This is a genomic window from Streptomyces sp. ASQP_92, assembly GCF_025399895.1.
In the GTDB taxonomy this organism is placed as follows: domain Bacteria; phylum Actinomycetota; class Actinomycetes; order Streptomycetales; family Streptomycetaceae; genus Streptomyces.
Genome location: NZ_JAODUA010000005.1, coordinates 32,427 through 52,221, shown reverse-complemented (window position 1 = coordinate 52,221; position 19,795 = coordinate 32,427). Strand labels below are relative to the sequence as shown.

The 19,795-nt window shown below is 72.5% G+C and carries 16 protein-coding genes and 1 pseudogene; 7 read left to right on the top strand and 10 right to left on the bottom strand.

Features of this window, described 5'->3' with window-relative positions; translation table 11 throughout:
* Positions 1 to 8 precede the first annotated feature (8 nt).
* Positions 9 to 665 carry a phosphatidylserine decarboxylase gene (locus tag N4G70_RS14210; RefSeq protein WP_189963308.1) on the top strand — a complete coding sequence of 219 codons (657 nt, stop codon included), beginning with the start codon at positions 9 to 11 and terminating at the stop codon, positions 663 to 665.
* Positions 652 to 1,506, top strand: coding sequence for a CDP-diacylglycerol--serine O-phosphatidyltransferase (gene pssA, locus N4G70_RS14205; RefSeq protein WP_261712983.1), 855 nt, complete (start codon positions 652 to 654; stop codon positions 1,504 to 1,506). Before N4G70_RS14210 ends, pssA begins: the two co-directional genes overlap by 14 nt.
* 639 nt (positions 1,507 to 2,145) lie before the next feature.
* Here pssA and N4G70_RS14200 read toward each other — a convergent pair.
* Positions 2,146 to 3,666 carry an MFS transporter gene (locus tag N4G70_RS14200; protein WP_261712982.1) on the bottom strand — a complete coding sequence of 507 codons (1,521 nt, stop codon included), beginning with the start codon at positions 3,664 to 3,666 and terminating at the stop codon, positions 2,146 to 2,148.
* Positions 3,667 to 4,024: 358 nt separating this feature from the next.
* Positions 4,025 to 5,179 carry a glycerate kinase gene (locus tag N4G70_RS14195; protein ID WP_261712981.1) on the bottom strand — a complete coding sequence of 385 codons (1,155 nt, stop codon included), beginning with the start codon at positions 5,177 to 5,179 and terminating at the stop codon, positions 4,025 to 4,027.
* A gap of 142 nt (positions 5,180 to 5,321) precedes the next feature.
* On the opposite strand from N4G70_RS14195, the pseudogene N4G70_RS14190 reads away from it, so the two are divergent.
* The 3 genes and pseudogenes from N4G70_RS14190 to N4G70_RS14180 all read left to right on the top strand — a co-directional run bounded on the left by N4G70_RS14190 (position 5,322) and on the right by N4G70_RS14180 (position 8,516).
* Positions 5,322 to 7,060: pseudogene (locus N4G70_RS14190) on the top strand (BCCT family transporter).
* Positions 7,061 to 7,120: 60 nt separating this feature from the next.
* On the top strand, positions 7,121 to 7,645 hold the full coding sequence (locus N4G70_RS14185) for an NUDIX hydrolase (protein WP_261712980.1): 525 nt from the start codon (positions 7,121 to 7,123) through the stop codon (positions 7,643 to 7,645).
* A 148-nt stretch (positions 7,646 to 7,793) separates the two neighbouring features.
* Positions 7,794 to 8,516, top strand: a complete 723-nt coding sequence (locus tag N4G70_RS14180; protein WP_261712979.1) for a Sir2 family NAD-dependent protein deacetylase — start codon at positions 7,794 to 7,796, stop codon at positions 8,514 to 8,516.
* Here the strand turns inward: N4G70_RS14180 and N4G70_RS14175 are convergent.
* The 4 genes from N4G70_RS14175 to N4G70_RS14160 form a co-directional block, all read right to left on the bottom strand.
* Positions 8,513 to 9,010, bottom strand: a complete 498-nt coding sequence (locus N4G70_RS14175) for a methylated-DNA--[protein]-cysteine S-methyltransferase (protein ID WP_261712978.1) — start codon at positions 9,008 to 9,010, stop codon at positions 8,513 to 8,515. The genes N4G70_RS14180 and N4G70_RS14175 overlap by 4 nt on opposite strands.
* Before the next feature lie 12 nt (positions 9,011 to 9,022).
* Positions 9,023 to 10,492 (bottom strand): AlkA N-terminal domain-containing protein, encoded by a 1,470-nt coding sequence (locus N4G70_RS14170; RefSeq protein WP_261713287.1) that lies wholly within the window; start codon positions 10,490 to 10,492, stop codon positions 9,023 to 9,025.
* A 237-nt stretch (positions 10,493 to 10,729) separates the two neighbouring features.
* On the bottom strand, positions 10,730 to 11,257 hold the full coding sequence (locus N4G70_RS14165) for an O-acetyl-ADP-ribose deacetylase (RefSeq protein ID WP_261712977.1): 528 nt from the start codon (positions 11,255 to 11,257) through the stop codon (positions 10,730 to 10,732).
* Entirely contained in the window at positions 11,254 to 12,678 is a 1,425-nt protein-coding gene (locus N4G70_RS14160) for an NAD(P)/FAD-dependent oxidoreductase (RefSeq protein WP_261712976.1), read from the bottom strand. The genes N4G70_RS14165 and N4G70_RS14160 overlap by 4 nt, the downstream gene beginning before the upstream one ends.
* Positions 12,679 to 12,795: 117 nt before the next feature.
* Between N4G70_RS14160 and N4G70_RS14155 the strand changes: the two genes are divergently transcribed.
* Positions 12,796 to 13,587, top strand: a complete 792-nt coding sequence (locus N4G70_RS14155; protein ID WP_261713286.1) for a nucleotidyltransferase family protein — start codon at positions 12,796 to 12,798, stop codon at positions 13,585 to 13,587.
* A 132-nt stretch (positions 13,588 to 13,719) separates the two neighbouring features.
* Here the strand turns inward: N4G70_RS14155 and N4G70_RS14150 are convergent, their stop codons facing one another.
* Positions 13,720 to 14,547, bottom strand: coding sequence for an inositol monophosphatase family protein (locus N4G70_RS14150; RefSeq protein ID WP_261712975.1), 828 nt, complete (start codon positions 14,545 to 14,547; stop codon positions 13,720 to 13,722).
* A 138-nt stretch (positions 14,548 to 14,685) separates the two neighbouring features.
* On the opposite strand from N4G70_RS14150, the gene N4G70_RS14145 reads away from it, so the two are divergent.
* Positions 14,686 to 15,741, top strand: coding sequence for a biotin/lipoate A/B protein ligase family protein (locus N4G70_RS14145; RefSeq protein WP_261712974.1), 1,056 nt, complete (start codon positions 14,686 to 14,688; stop codon positions 15,739 to 15,741).
* On the opposite strand, the gene N4G70_RS14140 is transcribed toward N4G70_RS14145, so the two are convergent.
* The 3 genes from N4G70_RS14140 to hydA form a co-directional block, all read right to left on the bottom strand.
* Positions 15,738 to 17,255: an NCS1 family nucleobase:cation symporter-1 gene (locus N4G70_RS14140; protein WP_261712973.1), complete on the bottom strand. Its 1,518-nt coding sequence runs from the start codon at positions 17,253 to 17,255 to the stop codon at positions 15,738 to 15,740. The genes N4G70_RS14145 and N4G70_RS14140 overlap by 4 nt on opposite strands.
* A 72-nt stretch (positions 17,256 to 17,327) precedes the next feature.
* Positions 17,328 to 18,326, bottom strand: a complete 999-nt coding sequence (locus tag N4G70_RS14135; protein WP_261712972.1) for a TIGR03842 family LLM class F420-dependent oxidoreductase — start codon at positions 18,324 to 18,326, stop codon at positions 17,328 to 17,330.
* 12 nt (positions 18,327 to 18,338) lie between these two features.
* Positions 18,339 to 19,742: a dihydropyrimidinase gene (hydA, locus tag N4G70_RS14130; RefSeq protein ID WP_261712971.1), complete on the bottom strand. Its 1,404-nt coding sequence runs from the start codon at positions 19,740 to 19,742 to the stop codon at positions 18,339 to 18,341.
* Positions 19,743 to 19,795 lie beyond the last annotated feature (53 nt).

Sequence of the window (19,795 nt, the reverse complement as noted above, 5' to 3'; positions counted from 1 at the left end):
GGTCATCCATGCCCCACAGCCAAACCTCTGCACCACGCGACGGCTTCCTCAAGGGACGCCTTGCTCGCGGAGCATCGCCGTGGCTTCTGCCGACCGTCGCCACCGCAGCCCTCAGCCTGGCCCGATCCCGCCGTTCCAAGGGCGCGGCGATCGTGGCCGTGCCCACCACCGCTCTGGCGGCGGGCATGCTGTGGTTCTTCCGCGACCCCGAGCGTGAGATCACGCAGGGGCGGGTCATCTCCCCCGCCGACGGTGTGGTGCAGAGCATCATGCCGTGGAAGGACGGACGGACCCGCGTCGCGATCTTCATGAGCCCGCTGAACGTCCACGTCAACCGCGCGCCCCTGGCGGGCACGGTGACGTCCGTGGAGCACATCCCCGGCGGTTTCGTTCCGGCGTTCAACAAGGAGAGCGAGAACAACGAGCGCGTTGTCTGGCACTTCGACACCGAGCTCGGCGACATCGAGATGGTGCAGATCGCCGGCGCGGTCGCGCGGCGCATCGTGCCGTACGTCCCCCAGGGCACCAAGGTGGAGCAGGGCGAGCGCATCGGCCTCATCCGCTTCGGTTCGCGGGTCGACATCTACCTCCCCGAGGGTGTCGAGGTCGCGGTCGAGGTCGGTCAGGCGACCACGGCGGGGGTGACTCGAATTGACCGTGATTGATCCCGAGACGCAGGCCGGCTGGGTCCCCGAGGCGGAGTCCGAGGACGACGTCGAGGAGATGCCGCTGTCACTGAGGCTGTCGATAGCGGACACCCTCACCCTCGGCAACGCCACGTGCGGCTTCATGGCGGTGTACTTCACCACCACGGGCATCCTCATCCCGCACCTCTCCGGGAGCCAGGAGACGGGCATGGCGCGGCACTCCGCCGCGACCGCCGTGATCCTGATGCTGCTCGCGGCGATCTTCGACCTCTGTGACGGTCTGGTCGCCCGCAAGCTGCGCAGCTCCCCGATGGGCGCCGAGCTGGACAACCTCTCGGACCTCATCAGCTTCGGGCTGGCGCCGGCGTACTTCGTGCTCGTGTACGGCATGGTCGCCGACGACGCCCACCAGCGGGTGGCCGCGGTCGCCGCGATCACGGTGCTGCTCGCCGTGGTGCTCAGACTCGCGCGGTTCAGCTGCGTGACGATGAAGGACGGCATGTTCCAGGGCATGCCGAGCCCGTTCGGCGCGCTCACGGTCGTCTCGATCGTCCTCCTTGAGCTGCCGTTCGTCCCGACGCTGCTCGCCGTCATCGGAGTCGCCTGGCTGATGGTGAGCCGGGTCGAGTACCCGAAGCCGCGGGGGGTCCTCGCGGTGGCGATGCTGAGCTGGATCATCGGGGCGATGGGTCTGCTCGCGGCGTGGGCGTTCGACGCCCCCGGCGGTCAGATGCTGCTCCAGACCGGCTGCGCGCTCCAGATCGTCCTGGCCGCGACGATCCCGCTGTTCGCCACGGCTCGCCGGGTGAACACGTTCCGCGACAACCGGCGCGAGGCCAGGGCGGCGCAGCTCCCGTAGGTCGCTCACGCCGCCGAAAAGGGGCCCAGGGTTTGTGTACCCGGGGCCCTTTTTCGTATCCCCGTTCCGGGGGGCCGTTCGGGGGTGCGGACCGTGGTCATCAGGCGCGATACGGGGTCTGGGGCGGAGCCCCGGGCAACCCCGCCCTCGGCTGCGGACCGTGGTCGCTTCTTGCGCAGTTCCCCGCGCCCCTGGCAGGACCGGTGCCGACCCATATCGAACACCTCAGCCCGTCCGGCGATTGAGGACGAGCGCCGTTCAGGCGCGATACGGGGTCTGGGGCGGAGCCCCAGGCAACCCCGCTTTCGGGTGCGGAGCGTGGTCGCTTCTCGCGCAGTTCCCCGCGCCCCTGGCAGGACCGGTGCCGACCCGCATCGGACACCTCAGCCCGTCCGGCGTTTGAGGACGAGCGCCGTTCAGGCGCGATACGGGGTCCGGGGCGGAGCCCCAGGCAACCCCGCTCTCAGGTGCGGACCGTGGTCGCTTCTCGCGCAGTTCCCCGCGCCCCTAAAAGCCCTTCGGTCTGCGGGCCCCCGCGCCCCTGGCAGGACCGGTGCCGGCCCGTATCGGACACCTCAGCCCGTCATGGGGGTCCCCCTGGCCCTTAAGGCCTTGGGGGAGGTTGAGGACGGGCGGAAGTCAGTGGGGGGTTTCGGTGGGGCGGAGGGTGGGTGGGATCTTCCACCAGGCCAGGGCCGCCGCGGCCAGCGGCAGAACCGCCGCGAGGAGAAACGTCGGGGTCATCCCGAGGGTGAAGGCCGACGATGCCTTCGCCAGGAGCTCCACTCCCGCCGGCCCACCGATCGCGGAGGCCACATGCGCCGCCTCGCCCACCGAGTCCCGTACGGACGCGGTCGCGGCGCCGTCCAGGCCCAGCTCGGGCAGATGGCCGCGGTACAGGGCCGCCGCCACACTGCCGAGGATGGCGACGCCCATCGCCGCGCCCAGTTCGTAGCAGGTCTCCTCGACCGCCGCCGCACCACTGACGTGCTCCTTGGGGGCGGAGGCCATCAGCGTCACGGAGGCCGCCGTGGTCGCCACACCGACACCGCAGCCCAGTACGCCGAGCGCCACCGCGACACCGGGGTAGGCGAGCGGCCCGGACTGCTGGAACAGCCACGGCAGGGCGAGACCCGTGGCCATCAGGAGCAGGCCCCCGCCGATCACGTGCCGGATCGGCAGCCGGTGCATCAGGACCGGGGTCACCAGCGAGGTGACGACCAGGCCGAGCGGCGCCGGAAGCAGCCGGATGCCGGCCGCCAGGGGGCTGTAGCCCTGGCCGTACTGGAACCACTGCGTGACCAGGAACAGCGCCGATCCCAGCGCGATCATCCCGAGGAAGATCGACGCGGCGGCGGTGCTGAACGAGCGGTTGGTGAACAGCCGGACGTGGAACAGCGGTTGGGGCAGGCGCAGTTGACGGCGGACGAACACCGTCAGCGCGACGGCGGCGACCAGGAGCAGCACCCAGGCCACCGGGTCGGTGGGCCCGCCCTTGCCGAGCTGCTTGATGCCACCGGCCAGGGCCAGCATGCCGACGACGGACTGGCCCACGCCCCACCAGTCCCAGCGGCCCTCGCGGGGCTGTCGGGACTCGGGCAGGATCCACGCGCCGAGGGCGATGATCACCAGGGCGACCGGAACGTTGATCAGGAACGCGGACTGCCAGCCGTCCCGCTCGACGAGCAGTCCGCCGACGACCGGGCCGAGCGCCATGCCACCACCGAAGACGGCCGCCCACACCGCGTAGGCGAGCGCGCGCTCGCGCGCGTCGGTGAACACGTCGCGCAGGATCGACAGGGTGGACGGCATGATCGCCGCTCCCCCGACGCCGAGCAGCGCGCGGGCCGCGATGACCTGCCAGGCCTCGGTCGCGAAGACAGCCATCAGCGAGGCGCACGCGAAGATCGTGAATCCGGCGAGCAGCAACCGCTTGCGTCCCCATCGGTCGCCGAGCGCCCCGGCCGTCACGAGGAGGCCGGAGAGGGCGAGCGCGTACACGTCGATGATCCACAACTGCTGTACGGAGCTGGGCTGAAGGTCGCTCACCAGCGAGGGGAAAGCGACGTTGAGGATCGTGGTGTCCATCGCGATCAGCAACAGACTGCCGGAAAGAATCGCGAGGACGACCCAGCGCCGGGGGTCGAGGGGCGACGTCATGGAACACTCCAGTATCGAATGAGACACCAGTGTCTCATGATGCGTGGAGGTGTGCACGCCGGTTGTTCGTGGGCGTCGTACCGCTGGCACGTGGGCGTCGTACCGCTGGGGCGTGGCCGTGTGCTCGGTGGGGACCGCGGCGGGGCCGGGCCGCTCCGGGGGCGGTGGGCCCGGGACGCTCCAGGTGCGGCGAGCACGCGCCGCCCGGCACGGACCCTCCACCGCCCCAGGCGGCTCCCGCCCCCGGCCGGGCCGGCACGGGCCCCCGCCGTCCAGGGCGGCCCCAACCCCCGCAACAACGAACGACCCCCCTCGCGTATCGCGAAGGGGGCCGCCTGAGGTGAGGGCGAGGGCCGGGCTACAGCAGGAAGTCGCTCGCGATGTTCTGCGCGGCCTGCTCCAGGAGCGGGCCCGCGTTGGCCATGCAGCGGGCCGGGTCGGGCTCCAGCTCGGTCAGGGCGTAGGCGCGGCGGATGCCCGCCTCGCCGAGCTGGCCGGGCTGGAGCAGGAGGCGGCCGCACACCGCGACGACCTCGATGCCGGCCGCACGGGCGGCGGCCGCGACGCCCGCGGGCGCCTTGCCGTGCAGGGTCTGCTCGTCGAGCGAGCCCTCGCCGGTGATCACCAGGGTGGCGCGGGCCAGGGCGGGCGCGAAGCCGAGGACGTCGAGCATGACCTCGATGCCGGGCCGGAACGCGGCGTCCAGGGCGACGAGCGCGCCGTAGCCGATGCCGCCGGCCGCACCGGCGCCCGGGGCGAGCGCGGCCTCGGCGGCCTTCGCGCCGAGCACGCCTTCGAGGACCTTGGCGTAGTGGGCCAGGGCCGCGTCGAGGGCGGCCACGTCCTCGGGGGAGGCTCCCTTTTGCGGACCGTAGATCGCGGGGGCACCCTTGGGGCCGGTCAGCGGGTTGTCGACATCGCTGGCGAGGACCAGTTCCACGTCCTTGAAGCGGGCGTCGAGACCCGAGAAGTCGGCCGTCGCGAGGTCGGCGAGCGCGCCGCCACCCGGGCCCACGGGCTCACCCGCGGCGTCCAGGAAGCGCGCGCCGAGCGCGGCCAGCATGCCGGCGCCGCCGTCGGTCGTCGCGCTGCCGCCGACGCCGAACACGATGGTGCGCGCGCCATCGTCGAGCGCGGCGAGCAGCAGCTCACCGGAGCCGTACGTGGTCGCGGTGAGCGCCGCGAAGACGCCCTCGGGGAGGTGCTGGAGCCCGGAGGCCTCCGCCATCTCGACCACGGCCACGCCGTCGCGTACCGCGTACGCCGCCGTCACCGGGGTGCCCAGCGGGCCCGTGACGCGCGCCTCGCGGCGCTCGAAACCGGCCGCCACCGCGGCCGCCACCGTGCCGTCGCCGCCGTCGGCGACCGGCAGGGTCTCGACCCGCAGATCCGGGACGACCCGCCGCAGCCCGGCCGTCACCCGCTCCGCGACCTCTACGGCCGTGAGCGAGCCCTTGAACTTGTCCGCCGCCACGAGTACGCGGGCGGTCTCCAAAACTGCGCCGTCCGTCACTTGCCATCCCTTGCTTTCGAACAGGCAGTCGCGCCGCCTCAGACCCTATCCGTCCGGCGCGCGCCTGCCCATAGCCGCCCGGGCACCGCAGACGGCGCGCCACCCCACAAAATGCGTACATCCCCCACCATAGTGGGGCGCCATGACCAGCGATTCGATCGATCATTCCGGCTCCGCCGCCCCGCCCGACGACGTGCGACCGGACCTCGACCCCGCCCCCGACCGCACCCTGATCACCGTCGGCGTGCTCGCGGTGGTGGCGGTGGTCGCCTGGGCCGCGCTGGGCAAGAGCTCCTTCGACAGCGCCTCCTCGACCGCGCTTGCCTGGGTGCTCGACAACTTCGCCTGGCTCTTCGTGGTCGCCGCCGACACCTTCCTGGTGCTGTGCCTGGTCCTGGCCGTCAGCCGGTACGGGCGGATCAGGCTGGGCGCGGACGACTCCGAGCCGGAGTTCACCAACCTGGCCTGGATCGCCATGATGTTCAGCGCGGGCATGGGCATCGGCCTCATGTTCTACGGGGTCGGCGAACCGCTCACGCACTTCCTCAGCCCGCCGCCGGCGACCGGCGCCCAACCGGGCTCGGGCGACGCCGCGCGCACCGCCCTGGAGTACTCCTTCTTCCACTGGACGCTCACCCCCTGGGCGATCTACGGCATCGCGGGGCTCGCCCTGGCGTACGCCGCGTTTCGCAAGCAGCGCGGCAACCGGCTGTCCTCCGCCTTCGTGCCCCTCATCGGCGCACGCCGGGCGGACGGCCGGGTGGGCCGCTGCATCGATCTGCTCGCCGTCTTCGCGACCGTCTTCGGCACCGCGACCAGCCTGGGCCTGGGCGCCCTCCAGGTCGCCGAGGGCCTGGACATCACCTCGAACGTCAACAATTCGCGAACGACCCAACTCGTCATCATCGCCGCGCTGTCGGCGGCCTTCGTGCTGTCCGCGTTCTCCGGGCTGCACAAGGGCGTGAAGTGGCTGTCCACCCTCAACCTGGTGCTGGCCGCGGTGCTGATGCTGTTCGTGTTCCTGCTCGGCCCGACCGTCTACGTCCTGGACACCATCCCGGCCTCGATCGGCGGCTATCTGCACGATCTGCTCCCCATGGCCAGCCGCACGGGCGCCTTCACCGACCGTGCGTGGCTGGGTGCCTGGACCGTCTTCTACTGGGCCTGGTGGCTGTCGTGGGCGCCGTTCGTGGGCACCTTCATCGCCCGCATCTCGCGCGGCCGCACGATCCGCGAGTTCCTCATCGGGGTGCTGCTCGTGCCGAGCGGCGCGACGGTGATCTGGTTCTGCGTCATGGGCGGCACCGCGATCCGGCTCGCCTCCACCGGCGCGGCCGATCTCGCCGGGGCGGTCGAGGACGGCGCCGAGGCCTCCCTGTTCGCGACGCTGGACGCGCTGCCGATCGGCACGGTCACCTCGTACATCGCGATGGCGCTGGTGATGACGTACTTCATCACCAGCGCGGACTCGGCCTCGCTGGTGATGGGCTCGCTCACCAGCCGGGGTTCGCTGCACCCGCCGACCTGGCTGGTGGTGATGTGGGGCGTCCTGATGGCGGCGGTCGCGGCGGTGCTGCTCGTGGCGGGCGGCCTCAAATCCCTCCAGACGGCGACGATCCTGGTCGCGCTCCCCTTCGTCGTGGTGATGCTCGGACTGTGCTGGTCGCTGGTGTCGGACTGTGCTGGTCGCTGGTGAAGGAACTGCGCGAGGACCCGGGCGCGGGGCCCTCCCGCCACGGCGCGCCGCACGGAGTGCGCGACGCGGTGCGGACGATGGTCGGGGACGCGATCACCGAGCAGGGCGCCACCCGTCACCACCGGCTGCGCCGGGCCGCCAAGTCCCGTACAGGTGACGAGAGTTCGGGTCCGGCGCAGCCCTGACGAGGCCGCGCCCCGCGACCGTCCCGACACCATCCGACCAGGCCCTCTACCCTTCATTCCATGACGACCGACCACTCCCCCACGCCCGACAACGGTCCCGACAACGGTTACGCCGCCTACATCGCCGGTCTCCCCCGCGTACTCGCCGCGGCCGCCGCGCTGTTCCGGGACGCCGGGGGCAACGTGCTGCTCGTCGAGCCCAACTACCGTGAGGGCTGGGCGCTGCCCGGCGGGACCGTGGAGTCCGACACCGACGAGACCCCGCGCCGCGCGGCCCGCCGCGAGACGCTCGAAGAGATCGGCCTCGACCTGGAGTTGGGCCGGCTCCTCGCGGTGGACTGGGTGCACGGCGAGGCCCGGCCGCCGATCGTCGCCTATGTCTACGACGGCGGTGTCCTCGACGACAGCCTCCTGAAGTCGATCCGCCTCCAGGAGGAGGAACTCCTGTCCTGGCGCCTGGTCCCCCGCGAAGAACTCCCCGCCCATCTCCCGGGCGCGCTGGGCCACCGCGTGATGGCGGCCCTGGACGTCCTGGCCCAGGGGCAGGGCACGGCGGAACTGGAGAACGGCCACCGCGTGGCCTGAACGCCCTTCGGGCCCGCCGCCCCAGGGGCTTCGGCGGCTTCTGCCTACGGGAGCCCCCGAGGGCGGGACGCCTTGGGCGTCCGGCGAGGGGTGCGGACGCGCCGTAATCCGCTCGCCGACCCGACGGGCGCCGCTTACGCTCGCCGGCATGGGCAAGCCACTCGTCGCGATCCTCTCCGGTGCCGGGGTCTCCACCGATTCCGGCATCCCCGACTACCGGGGCCCCAACGGCATGTGGCGGCGCGATCCCGAGGCCGAGAAGCTGGTGACGTACTCCTCGTACATGGCCGATCCGCGGATCCGGCGCCGCGCCTGGGAGATGCGCCGCGACAGCGCCGCGCTCACGGCCGAGCCGAACGCCGCGCACCGGGCGGTCGCCGCGCTCGAACGGTCCGGGGTGCCGGTGCGGGTGATCACCCAGAACGTCGACGGCCTGCACCAGCGGGCGGGCCTGCCCGAGCGCAAGGTGCTCGAACTGCACGGCACCGCACGGGCGGTGACCTGCACCCGGTGTCATGCCCGGTCCCCCATGGCCGAGGCGCTGGCGCGGATGGCGGCGGGCGAGGCGGATCCGCCGTGCACGGTCTGCGGAGGGACCCTCAAGTCGGCGACGATCATGTTCGGCGAGCATCTCGACCCCGAGGTACTGAGCCGGGCGATGGCGATCGCGAAGGCGTGCCACCTCTTCATCGCGGTGGGCACCACCCTTCAGGTCCAGCCCGCCGCCTCGCTCGCCAAGATCGCGGCGGACGGCGGCGCACGCCTGATCATCGTGAACGCCGACCCGACCCCCTACGACCCGCTCGCCGACGAGGTGATCCGCGAGCCCATCGGCACCGCGCTGCCCCAACTCCTGGGCGCCCTCCCCTAGAACAGCACGTCCGCCGTGCGCCCCCGCTCGAACGCCAGCAGCCGCTGCTTGCGGTCGAGGCCGCCGCCGTAACCGGTGAGGCCGCCGTTGGCGCCGATGACGCGGTGGCAGGGCACGATGATGCCGACCGGGTTCTTGCCGTTGGCCAGGCCCACCGCGCGGGAGGCGTTCGGGTTGCCCAGGGCCTCGGCGAGTTCGCCGTAGGACCGGGTCTCGCCGTACGGGATCCGCTGGAGCTGCTGCCAGACGCGCCGCTGGAAAGGGGTGCCCAACAGGTTCAATTCCAGCTCGAACACGGTGAGTTCGCCGGCGAAGTACGCCTCCAGCTGCCGGACGACCTCGGGGAAGGGGCCGTCGTCGTCGCGTTCGCCGAACGTCTCCTGTGGCGGACGGTGGCGTTGGCCCTCCATGTACAGGCGGCTGAGGACGCCGTCGGCGGCGACGAGGGTGAGCGGACCGTAGGGGCTGTCGATGACGGTGTGGGTGATGCGCACGGCTGAACTCCCTTATGCGGGAAGGTGGTTGATGGCGTGAGCCTCGGTGGCCCACAGGTACTGGACGGCGTAGGCCCGCCAGGGCCGCCAGGCGGCGGCGCGCGCGGTGAGCGCGGCGGGGGTGGACGGCAGCCCGAGGTTCTGGGCGGCGCGGCGCATGCCGAGGTCGGTGGGGAGAAAGGCGTCCGGGTCGCCAAGGGCCCGCATCGCGATCGCCTCGACGGTCCAGGGGCCGAAGCCGGGCAGCTCCATGAGCTGGGCGCGGGCCCGGTCCCAGTCGCTGTCGAGGCCGAGTTGGAGGGTGCCGTCGGCGAGCGCGGCGACGAGCGTGGTCAGGGTGGTGCGGCGGCTGCGTGGCAGGGCCAGGGCCCCGGGGTCGAGCTCGGCGAGCCGGGCGGGCGTGGGGAAGAGATGGGTGAGGCCGCCCGCGGGATCGTCGACAGCCTGCCCGTGCGCGACGACAAGCCGGGCCGCGTGGGTGCGGGCGGCGGCCGTGGAGACCTGCTGCCCGAGCACCGCCCGCACCGCGAACTCTCCCGCGTCGACCGTGCGCGGCACCCGCCGCCCCGGCGCCTTGTCGACCAGGGGCGCGAGCAGCGGATCGGCGCGCAGACGGTCGTCCACGGCGACGGGGTCCGCGTCCAGGTCGAGCATCCAGCGGCACCGGCTGATGGCGATGGTCAGGTCCCGGAGATCGGTGAGGCGCAGAACGCAACCGATGTGCTCGGGCTGCGGGGTGAGCTCGGCGATGCCGTGCCCGTACGGCAGGGACAGCGTGCGGCGGAACGAGCCGTCGCGCCACTCCTCGACCCCGGGCACACCGGTCGCGGCGAGGTGGCCGAACAGGTTGTCCGGGGTCAGCGGGGCCCGGAACGGCAGGCGCAGGGTGATCGCGCCGGGGGTCTGGAGGGCGACGCCGCGTGCGGCGCGGGCCCGCAGCTCGGTCGGGGCGAGCGCGAACACCTCGCGGACGGTGTCGTTGAAGGTGCGGATCGAGGAGAACCCGGCGGCGAAGGCGACCTCGGCCATCGACAGCGGGGTCGTCTCGATCAGCAGCCGCGCGGTCTGGGCGCGCTGCGCCCTGGCGAGGGCGAGGGGTCCCGCGCCGAGCTCGGCGAGCAGCTGGCGTTCGATCTGGCGGGCGCTGTAGCCGAGGCGGGCGGCGAGGCCCGGCACGCCCTCGCGGTCGACGACCCCGTCCCTGATGAGCCGCATGGCGCGGGCCACGCTGTCGGCGCGGGCGTTCCACTCCGGCGAGCCGGGCGTGGTGTCGGGGCGGCACCGCTTGCAGGCCCGGAATCCGGCCTGCTGGCAGGCGGCCGCGCTCGGGTAGAAGGTCATGTTCTCGACCTTCGGCGGCACGACCGGGCAGCTCGGCCGGCAGTAGATGCGGGTGGTCAGGACGGCGGTGAAGAACCAGCCGTCGAAGCGGGCGTCCTTGGACTGGACGGCGCGTACGCAGCGCTCGGTGTCGGTGTGCATCGGGGCGGAAGCGACGGGGGCCATGCGTCAAGGATCGGGCACCGGGCCCGCGCCCGCTGGCGAGAATCCGACATGGGCCTCGCGCGACCGGGGACCCCACGGGCCCCGGGATCCGCAGAGCCGGGCCGGTGACCGACCCCGGCCGACCAGGCCCGCGGCGACCCACCCAACCGTCGAGCCCCGCGGACCCGGCCCCGCGGTACCGAGCCGAGGGGCCCAAGGCCCGGCCCCGCCCGCCTACCCCCGCAGCGCCCGCTCGAAGGCCCGGTACGCCGTTTCGTCGAAGAGCACGAAGCGGATCTCCTTCAGTGGCGGGCCGCCATGGGCGCGGGCCGCCGCGATCGCGAGGTCCGCGCCGTTGTCCAGCGGCCAGCGGTAGACGCCCGTCGAGATCGCGGGGAAGGCGATGGTCTCGGCGCCCAGTTCGCGGGCGAGCGCGAGGGACTGTTCGTAGCAGGACGTCAGCAGCGCGGCGCGGTCCTCCTCCCGCGACCAGACGGGGCCCACGGTGTGGATCACATGGCCCGCGTGCAACAGCCCGGCGGTGGTGGCGACCGCCTGGCCCGTCGCCAGACCCTTGCCGTAGTGCGAGGCCCGCAGCCTGCGGCAGTCCTCCAGGATGGCGGGGCCGCCGCGCCGGTGGATCGCGCCGTCCACCCCGCCGCCTCCGAGCAGTGAGGAGTTCGCGGCGTTGACGATGACGTCCACCCGCTGCTCGGTGATGTCGCCGCGCACCAGAACGATGTCGGCGGGGCGCGCCGTCATCGCGCGTCGGCCTTGCGCAGGGCACGCCACACGGCCTTGGCCGCGTTGTGCCCGGACATGCCGTGCACACCGGGGCCCGGCCAGGCGGCCGAGGAGCACAGGAACACCGAGGGGTGCCGCGTCGCGTACGGGAACAGGGAGACCTTGGGCCGGAGCAGCAGTTGCAGACCCCGGGCGGCGCCGCAGGCGATGTCGCCACCGACGTAATTGGCGTTGCGCGCGGCGAGTTGGGGCGGGCCGGCCGTCGCCCGGGCGAGCACCCGGTCGCGGAAGCCGGGCGCGAACCGCTCGATCTGGCGCTCGATGGCGTCCGTGAAGTCCCCCTCCCATCCGTTGGGGACGTGTCCGTACGCCCAGAACACGTGCTTGCCCTCGGGCGCGCGGGACGGGTCGACGAGGCTCGGCTGGGCCGTGATCAGGAACGGCGTCCGGGGCGCCGTGCCGCCGGAGGCCTGGCTCAGGGCGGTGGCGATGTCCCGGCTGGAGGGACCGATCTGGACCGTGCCTGCCGCCCTCGCCGCCTCGGCCGTCCACGGCACGGGCCCGTCCAGGGCGTAGTCGATCTTGAAGACGGCGGCGCCGTACTTGTAGCCGTCATACGCGCTGCCCAGGCCCGCGATCCGGGCGAGGGCAGTCGGCGAGGTGTCGAAGAGATAGGTGCGGGCCGGCGGCAGATCGTCCAGGCGCTTGACCTCGAACCCGGTGTGCACGACACCGCCCAGGTCGCGCAGATACCCCGCGAGGGCGTCCGAGATGGACTGGGAGCCGCCGCGCGGCAGCGGCCAGCCGTTCTCGTGCGCGGCCAGCGCGAAGAGCATCCCGACGCCGGCCGTGGCGACGCCGCCCAGCGGGGCGATGACGTGGGCGACGAGCCCGGCCATCAGGGCCCGTGCCCGGTCGTCCCGGAAGCGGCGCATCAGCCAGCTGTACGGCTGAAGGCCCGAGGCCCCGAACCGGGCGAGCCCGACCGGATCGCGCGGCAGGGCGGTCAGCGGCAGCGACATGAAGTCCCTCGCCAGCACGTCCCAGGTGCCGAGGTAGGGGGCGATCAGCCGGCGGTACGTGCCGGCGTCGCGCGCGCCGAAGGACGCCGCCGTCTCGGCGACCGAGCGGGACAGCACGGCTGCGGTGCCGTCGTCGAAGGGGTGCGCCATCGGCAGCTCGGGGTGGAGCCAGGTGAGCCCGTACCGCTCCAGCGGCATGGTGCGGAAGGCGGGCGAGCCGATGCCCAGCGGATGGACCGCGGAGCACGGGTCGTGGCGGAAGCCGGGGAGGGTGAGCTCCTCGGTCCTTGCGCCGCCCCCCACGGTCTCCTTGGCCTCGAAGACCTCGACCCGCAGTCCCCTCCTGGCCAGTTCGACCGCGGCGGTCAGCCCGTTGGGGCCCGCCCCCACGACGACGGCATCGATCATCGACGGCACCTTGGACTCCTCACGCCACGGCCAGGGTCCCCCAGGATATTCCGGTGCACCGACAATCCCGCCGGGGGTAGCCTCCGGCCGGTGAACTCGCAAGCCGACACCGCCTACGGCCACCGCATGTCCGCCGTCGCCGAGCGGCTCACCGGGGTCCGGGGGGTGGTGGCCGTCGCCCTCGGCGGCAGCCGCGCCCGAGGGACGCACCGGCCGGACTCCGACTGGGATCTCGGCATCTACTACCGGGGCGACCTCGATGTCGCGGCCCTGGCGCGTCTGGCCGAGGACCTCACCGGCGTCCCGGTGGACGTGGCGGGTCCCGGTGGCTGGGGGCCCTGGGTGAACGGCGGCGCCTGGCTCACGCTCGACGGCGTCGCGGTGGACTGGATCCTGCGCGATCTGGACCGGGTCGAAAGCGTCTGGGCGGGCTGCCTGGAGGGCCGGTACGAGGTCGGGACGCAGCCCGGCCACCCGCTCGGCTTCTGGTCGCCGGCTTATCCCGGAGAGGTCGCCCTCGGACGCGTACTGGCCGATCCGCAAAGGGAGTTGGCGGTGCTTCAGGAAGCGACCCGTCGCTATCCCGAACCGCTGCGGGCGGCGCTGATCGCCGCGTCGTGGGAGGCGGAGTTCTCCGTGGAGGTCGCCCGCAAGTCGGCCGGCTCCGGGGACACGCTGCACGGGGCGCTCTGCCTGTCCCGGGCGTTCGGCGTCCTCACCCAGTCGCTGCACGCCCAAGACCGGCGCTGGCTGCTCAACGAGAAGGGCGCCCTGGCCTCGGCGGCGGCCCTGCCCGCCGCCCCGCCGGACTTCGCGCGGCGGGTGTCGAACGCTCTGACCGGTCTCGGCACCGATGCGGTGGAGGCGGTAGGGGCCGCCGCCGCGCTGGTGGGCGAGGTACGCGCGGCGCTCGGCTGACGCTTCCGGGGCCGGGCCGGGCCGGGCCGGGCCCGGTCCGGGTGCGGGGCGCCGGCCGACCGCCCCACGCGCACGGGTTCAGGGCCGGGACGCTCCGGGTTCCGGGGTGCCCACCCCTGAACCCGGCCGGGCTCACCCGCCCGCGAGGAGGCCGCGTATGCGCTCCGCCGTCGCCGCGTCACGGGCCGCGGTGAACGGGAGGGCGTTGCCCCCGGCGATCCGGAACGGCTCGCCCGCGACGGTGGTCTGCGCGCCGCCCGCCTCGGTGACCAGGAGCAGCCCCGCCGCGTGGTCCCAGGCGTACTCCCAGGAGAAGGCGACGCCGTCCAGCTCGCCGCGGGCCACCGCCAGGTATTCGAGGCCTGCCGAGCCGCACGGGCGGGGCCGGACGCCCTCGGTGCGCAGTCCGAGCAGGGCCCGCTTCTGCTCGGGCGTCGTGTAGTCCGGATGGGAGGTGGCCACGTCGAGGACGGCGCCGGGTTGGGGTGAACCGGCGTGCAGCGCCCGGCCGTTGAGGGTGGCGCCCCGGCCCCGTATCGCCACGGCCATCTCGTCCAGCACGGGTGCGTAGGTCCACGAGGCGAGCAACTCGCCTCGGTGGGCGAGGGCCACCAGCGTGCAGAACCCCGCCTCGCCCTGGACGAACTGGCGGGTGCCGTCCACCGGGTCGACGATCCACACCGGCGCGTCACCGCGCAGGGCCTCGTACACCGCCGGGTCGGCGTGCACGGACTCCTCGCCGACGACGACCGAGCCGGGAAGTATCGCGGTGAGGGAGGCGGTCAGATGCTCCTCGGCGAGCCGGTCGGCGACCGTCACCAGGTCGTGCGGGCCGTTCTTCTCGACGATCTCGTGCGCCGCGAGCTGCCGGAATCGCGGCATGATCTCGGCGGCGGCCGCTTTGCGGACCGCCTCCTGCACTGCCGTCAGGTCACCTGCGAGAAAAGCTTCGTCGATCATGCGTCCAGGAAAACACGCGGCACCGACAACGGGCGAGCGGCCTGTCACGACGGTCACCCCCGGCAGGCCGGCCCGGCCCGGGAATGGCGCCCGGCGCTTTACGGTTGGACCGCGAGGCAGACATATGGAGGCACAACGGTGCACGGCGAATACAAGGTTCCCGGCGGCAAGCTCGTGGTCGTCGACCTGGACACCCGGGACGGTGTCCTGCGGGACGTGATGGTGGCGGGCGACTTCTTCCTCGAACCCGACGAGGCGATCCTCGCGATCAACGGCGCCCTCGAAGGCGCCCCCGCCGACACCGGCGCGGCCGAGCTCGCGGCCCGTATCGACGCGGCGCTCCCGCCCGGCACCACCTTCTACGGGCTGAGCTCGCAGGGCGTGGCGATCGCGGTACGCCGGGCGCTGGCGCACGCCACCGACTGGAGCGACTACGACTGGCAGTTGATCCACGAGCCGCCGCAGTCGCCCGCGCTGCACATGGCGCTGGACGAGGTCATCACCGCCGAGGTCGCGGCCGGCCGGCGGCCGCCGACGCTGCGGGTGTGGGAGTGGGGCGCGCCCGCCGTCGTCATCGGCAGCTTCCAGTCGCTGCGCAACGAGGTCGACCCGGAGGGCGCCGAACGCCACGGCATCACGGTCGTGCGGCGGATCTCCGGTGGCGGCGCCATGTTCATCGAGCCGGGCAACACGATCACGTACTCGCTCTCCGTGCCCGACGCCCTGGTGCAGGGTCTGTCCTTCGCCGACAGCTATGCCTACCTCGACGACTGGGTGCTCGGCGCGCTCGGCGATCTGGGCGTCAAGGCCTGGTACCAGCCGCTCAACGACATCGCGACCGAGGCCGGCAAGATCGCGGGAGCCGCGCAGAAGCGGATGGTCGCGGACGACGGCGCGGTGCTGCACCACGTGACGATGGCGTACGACATCGACGCGGACAAGATGCTGGACGTGCTGCGCATCGGCAAGGAGAAGCTGTCCGACAAGGGCACCCGGAGCGCGAAGAAGCGCGTCGACCCGCTGCGCCGGCAGACCGGGCTGCCCCGGGAGGCCGTGATCGAGCGGATGATCGCGTCCTTCCGCTCCCGGTACGGGCTGTCCGTCGGCCGGGTCACGGACGAGGAGATGGCCCGGGCGCGCGAGCTGGTGGCGACCAAGTTCAGCACCGAGGAGTGGACGGCCCGGGTGCCCTAGCCCGCGTCGGGGGCCGGGGTGTGCCCGCGCGCGGCGGGCGTCCGCGCCGACAGCACGACGTACAGCAGCAGGGCCGAGCCGAGGCCCACCGCCCAGCCGTAGTCCGCGAGGGGTTTCAGGACGGGGACGAGGCCGCCGGTGGGGAACGGGCCCGCCTTGGCACCGTGGTCGTCCAGCGTGGAGTACGAGCCGCCGACCGCGAGCACCCCGCCCACCAGGAACGCGGCCACCGCCCGCCAGTTCCAGCCGCCCGTGTACCAGTAACGGCCTTCCGGCCGGTACAGGTCGGCGACGTCGAGGACCGTGCGGCGCACCACCCAGTAGTCGGCGATGAGGATGCCGGCGACCGTGCCGAGCAGTCCGCCCACGACGCCGAGCCAGGTGAAGATGTACAGCTCCGGGGTGGAGGTCAGCTTCCACGGCAGGACCAGCACGCCGACGACGCCCGTGATGAGCGCCCCGCGGCGGAAGTCGATGACCTTCGGGGCCAGGTTCGCCAGGTCGTAGGCGGGTGAGACGACGTTGGCCGCGATGTTCACGGAGATCGTCGCGATGAGGACCGTGATCAGCGCGAAGAGCAGGCCGAAGACGTTGTCGGTCTTGGCGACGAGGTCGACGGGGTTCCAGATCGCCACGCCGTACACGGCCTGGGAGCCGGAGGTGACCAGGACCGACAGGAGCGCGAAGGCGGTCATGGTCGTGGGCAGTCCGAGCGTCTGACCCCACACCTGGGCGCGCTGGCCCCTGCCGAAGCGGGTGAAGTCGGGGATGTTCAGGGAGAGCGTGGCCCAGAACCCGATCATGCCCATGAGGGAGGGGAAGAAGACGGGCCAGAAGTCCGGGCCCCAGCCGTGCTGGGCGGGCTGGTCGAGCAGCGGGCCGAAGCCGCCCGCCTTGTGGGCGATCCACACCAGCAGCACGAGCGCGCCGACGAGCACGAAGGGCGCCGCCCAGTTCTCGAAGCGGCGCAGGGTGTCCATCCCCCGGTGGATGATGGCGAGTTCGAGGGCCCAGAACAGAGCGAAGCACAGCCAGAGCGTCCAGGGCCGGCCGCCGATCACCGAGGCGTCCGCCCAGCCGCCGAAGACCTTGCCGAGCAGCACGAAGACGCCCTGCCCGCCGATCCAGGTCTGGATGCCGAACCAGCAGCAGGCGACGGCGGCGCGGATCAGCGCCGGGAGGTTGGCGCCGCGCAGCCCGAAGGAGGCGCGGGCGAGGACGGGGAAGGGGATGCCGTACTTGGGGCCCGCGTGCCCGGTCAGGAGCATCGGGACCAGGACGATCAGGTTGGCGAGGGCGATGGTGAAGACCGCCTGCTTCCAGTCCATGCCGAGTGCGACGAGGCCGGAGGCGAGCGTCCAGGAGGGGATGTTGTGGGCCATGCCGACCCACAGGGCGGCGAAGTTGTAGGTCGTCCAGGTGCGCCCCTCGGGCGGCACGGGCCGCAGGTCCTCATTGGCGAACCGGCCGTCCTCGGGGACGCGGGTGGCGGGTATGGCGGTGGCGTCGGTCATGGGCAGGCCATTCGTCCGGGTGGCGGCGGGGAGAGTCGAACGGGCCGTGCGGTCACAGGAGTTGACGGCCGGTCAGCGCAGAGCGGGGATGATCTGCTCGCCGTAGGAGTCGATGACGGCCTCGCGGGCGTCGTGCATCGCGTACACGGCGAACTGGTCGACACCCAGCTCGCGCAGCTCCTTCAGCTTGTCGATGTGCGCCTGGGGCGGGCCCAGAAGACAGAAGCGGTCGACGATCTCGTCGGGCACGAAGGCGGTGTCGGGGTTGTCGGCGCGGCCGTGGTGGCTGTAGTCGTAGCCTTGGCGCTGCTTGATGTACTCGGTGAGCGACTCGGGCACGAGACCGGAGTGCTCGCCGTAACGGGACACCAGGTCGGCGACGTGGTTGCCGACCATGCCGCCGAACCAGCGGCACTGCTCGCGGGCGTGGGCGAGGTCGTCGCCGACATAGGCGGGCGCGGCGACGCAGATCGTGATCGAGGCGGGGTCGCGGCCCGCGTCGGAGGCCGCCTTGCGGACCGCCTTCACCATCCACTCGGTGAGGAACGGGTCGGCGAGCTGGAGGATGAAGCCGTCCGCCTTCTCGCCCGCCAGCGCGAGCGCCTTGGGCCCGTACGCCGCCATCCAGACGGGCAGCCGGCCCTCCTTGACCCAGGGCAGCCTGAGGCGCTGCCCGTCGACGTCGGCCTCCCTGCCCTCGGCGAGGTCGCGGATGACGTCGATCGCCTCGCCTAGGCGGGCCAGGGTGTTGGGTTTGCGGCCCGCCACCCGCATCGCGGAGTCGCCGCGCCCGATGCCGCACACCGTGCGGTTGCCGTACATGTCGTTGAGGGTGGCGAAGGTGGAGGCGGTGACCTCCCAGGTACGGGTGCCGGGGTTGGTCACCATCGGGCCGACGGTCAGGCGCCGGGTGTTGGCCAGGATCTGGCTGTAGATCACGAAGGGCTCCTGCCAGAGCACCGCCGAGTCGAAGGTCCAGCCGTAGCGGAAGCCGTTGCGTTCGGCGCGCTTCATGAGGCTGATGACCTGCGCGGCCGGCGGGTCGGTCTGCAGGACGAGTCCGAAGTCCATGGTGCGGTGCTCCTAGCCGAGGTACTGACAGGTGGCGCGCGGGACGTAGCAGCCGTGTCCGGCCCGGCCCGTGTACGTCCGCTGGTCGATGACCGTCTCACCGCGCGAGAGCACGGTCTCGACGCGCCCGGTCAGCCGTTTGCCCTCGTACGCCGAGTAGTCGACGTTCATGTGGTGTGTCTCGGCGGAGACGGTCTGCTCGGTGTGCGGGTCGTAGATGACGATGTCCGCGTCGGCGCCGGGCGCGATGGTGCCCTTCTGCGGGTAGAGGCCGAACATGCGGGCCGGGGTGGCGCAGGCGATCTCGATCCAGCGGCGGCGCGAGATGTGGCCGTCGACGACCGCCTGGTGCAGCAGGTCCATGCGGTTCTCGACGCCGGGCAGCCCGTTGGGGATCTTCGAGAAGTCGCCCCGGCCCAGCTCTTTTTGGCCCGTGAAGCAGAACGGGCAGTGGTCGGTGGAGACCACCTGGAGGTCGTTGGTGCGCAGGCCCCGCCAGAGCGCGGCCTGATGTTCCCTGGGGCGCAGGGGAGTTGAGCACACGTACTTGGCGCCCTCGAAGCCGGGCTCGGCGAGGTTGTCGGTGGACAGGAACAGATACTGCGGGCAGGTCTCGCCGAAGACGGGCAGCCCTTTGTCACGGGCGGTGGCGAGCTCGGCCAGGGCCTCCTCGGCCGAGACGTGCACGACATAGAGCGGGGCGCCCGCGACGCGGGCCAGCTGGATCGCGCGGTGGGTGGCCTCCGCCTCCAGGAGCGCCTTGCGGACCTCGCCGTGGTAGCGGGGGTCGCTCTGGCCGCGCGCGAGCGCCTGCTCGACCAGGACGTCGATGGCGATGCCGTTCTCGGCGTGCATCATGATCAGCCCGCCGTTGTCGGCGGAGCGCTGCATGGCACGCAGGATCTGCCCGTCGTCGCTGTAGAAGACCCCGGGGTACGCCATGAAGAGCTTGAAGGAGGTGATGCCCTCCTCGACGAGCCGGTCCATCTCCTTGAGGGAGCCCTCGTCGACGTCGGAGAGGATCATGTGGAAGCCGTAGTCGATGGCGCAGCGGCCGTCGGCCTTGGCGAACCAGGCGTCGAGCCCGGCCCGCAGCGACTGGCCCCGCGACTGGACGGCGAAGTCCACGATGGTGGTGGTGCCGCCCCAGGCCGCGGCCCGGGTGCCGGTCTCGAAGGTGTCGGAGGCGAAGGTGCCGCCGAAGGGCAGTTCCATATGGGTGTGGGCGTCGACACCGCCCGGGATGACGTAGCGGTCGGTGGCGTCGAGGACGCGGTCCGCGGTCCAGCCCTGGGCCACGGTCGAGGCGTGGGCCGCGATGGCCGCGACCCGGCCGTCCTCGATCAGTACGTCGGCATGGGTCTCGTCGGCGGCGGTGATGACCAGGCCGCCGCGGATGAGGGTGCGGGTACTCATCGGTGGAGCTCCCTTTCGTACACGTACTCGTACACGTACCTGAGCTGCTTGAA

Coding starts and splice junctions, on each gene's coding strand:
- N4G70_RS14185 (WP_261712980.1), top strand. CDS start 7,121: ATGACGACCGACCACTCCCCCACGCCCGACAACGGTCCCGACAACGGT.
- N4G70_RS14210 (WP_189963308.1), top strand. CDS start 9: ATGCCCCACAGCCAAACCTCTGCACCACGCGACGGCTTCCTCAAGGGA.
- N4G70_RS14180 (WP_261712979.1), top strand. CDS start 7,794: ATGGGCAAGCCACTCGTCGCGATCCTCTCCGGTGCCGGGGTCTCCACC.
- N4G70_RS14135 (WP_261712972.1), bottom strand. CDS start 18,326: ATGGACTTCGGACTCGTCCTGCAGACCGACCCGCCGGCCGCGCAGGTC.
- N4G70_RS14155 (WP_261713286.1), top strand. CDS start 12,796: ATGTCCGCCGTCGCCGAGCGGCTCACCGGGGTCCGGGGGGTGGTGGCC.
- N4G70_RS14170 (WP_261713287.1), bottom strand. CDS start 10,492: ATGCACACCGACACCGAGCGCTGCGTACGCGCCGTCCAGTCCAAGGAC.
- N4G70_RS14165 (WP_261712977.1), bottom strand. CDS start 11,257: ATGACGGCGCGCCCCGCCGACATCGTTCTGGTGCGCGGCGACATCACC.
- N4G70_RS14140 (WP_261712973.1), bottom strand. CDS start 17,255: ATGACCGACGCCACCGCCATACCCGCCACCCGCGTCCCCGAGGACGGC.
- N4G70_RS14200 (WP_261712982.1), bottom strand. CDS start 3,666: ATGACGTCGCCCCTCGACCCCCGGCGCTGGGTCGTCCTCGCGATTCTT.
- N4G70_RS14150 (WP_261712975.1), bottom strand. CDS start 14,547: ATGATCGACGAAGCTTTTCTCGCAGGTGACCTGACGGCAGTGCAGGAG.
- hydA (WP_261712971.1), bottom strand. CDS start 19,742: ATGAGTACCCGCACCCTCATCCGCGGCGGCCTGGTCATCACCGCCGCC.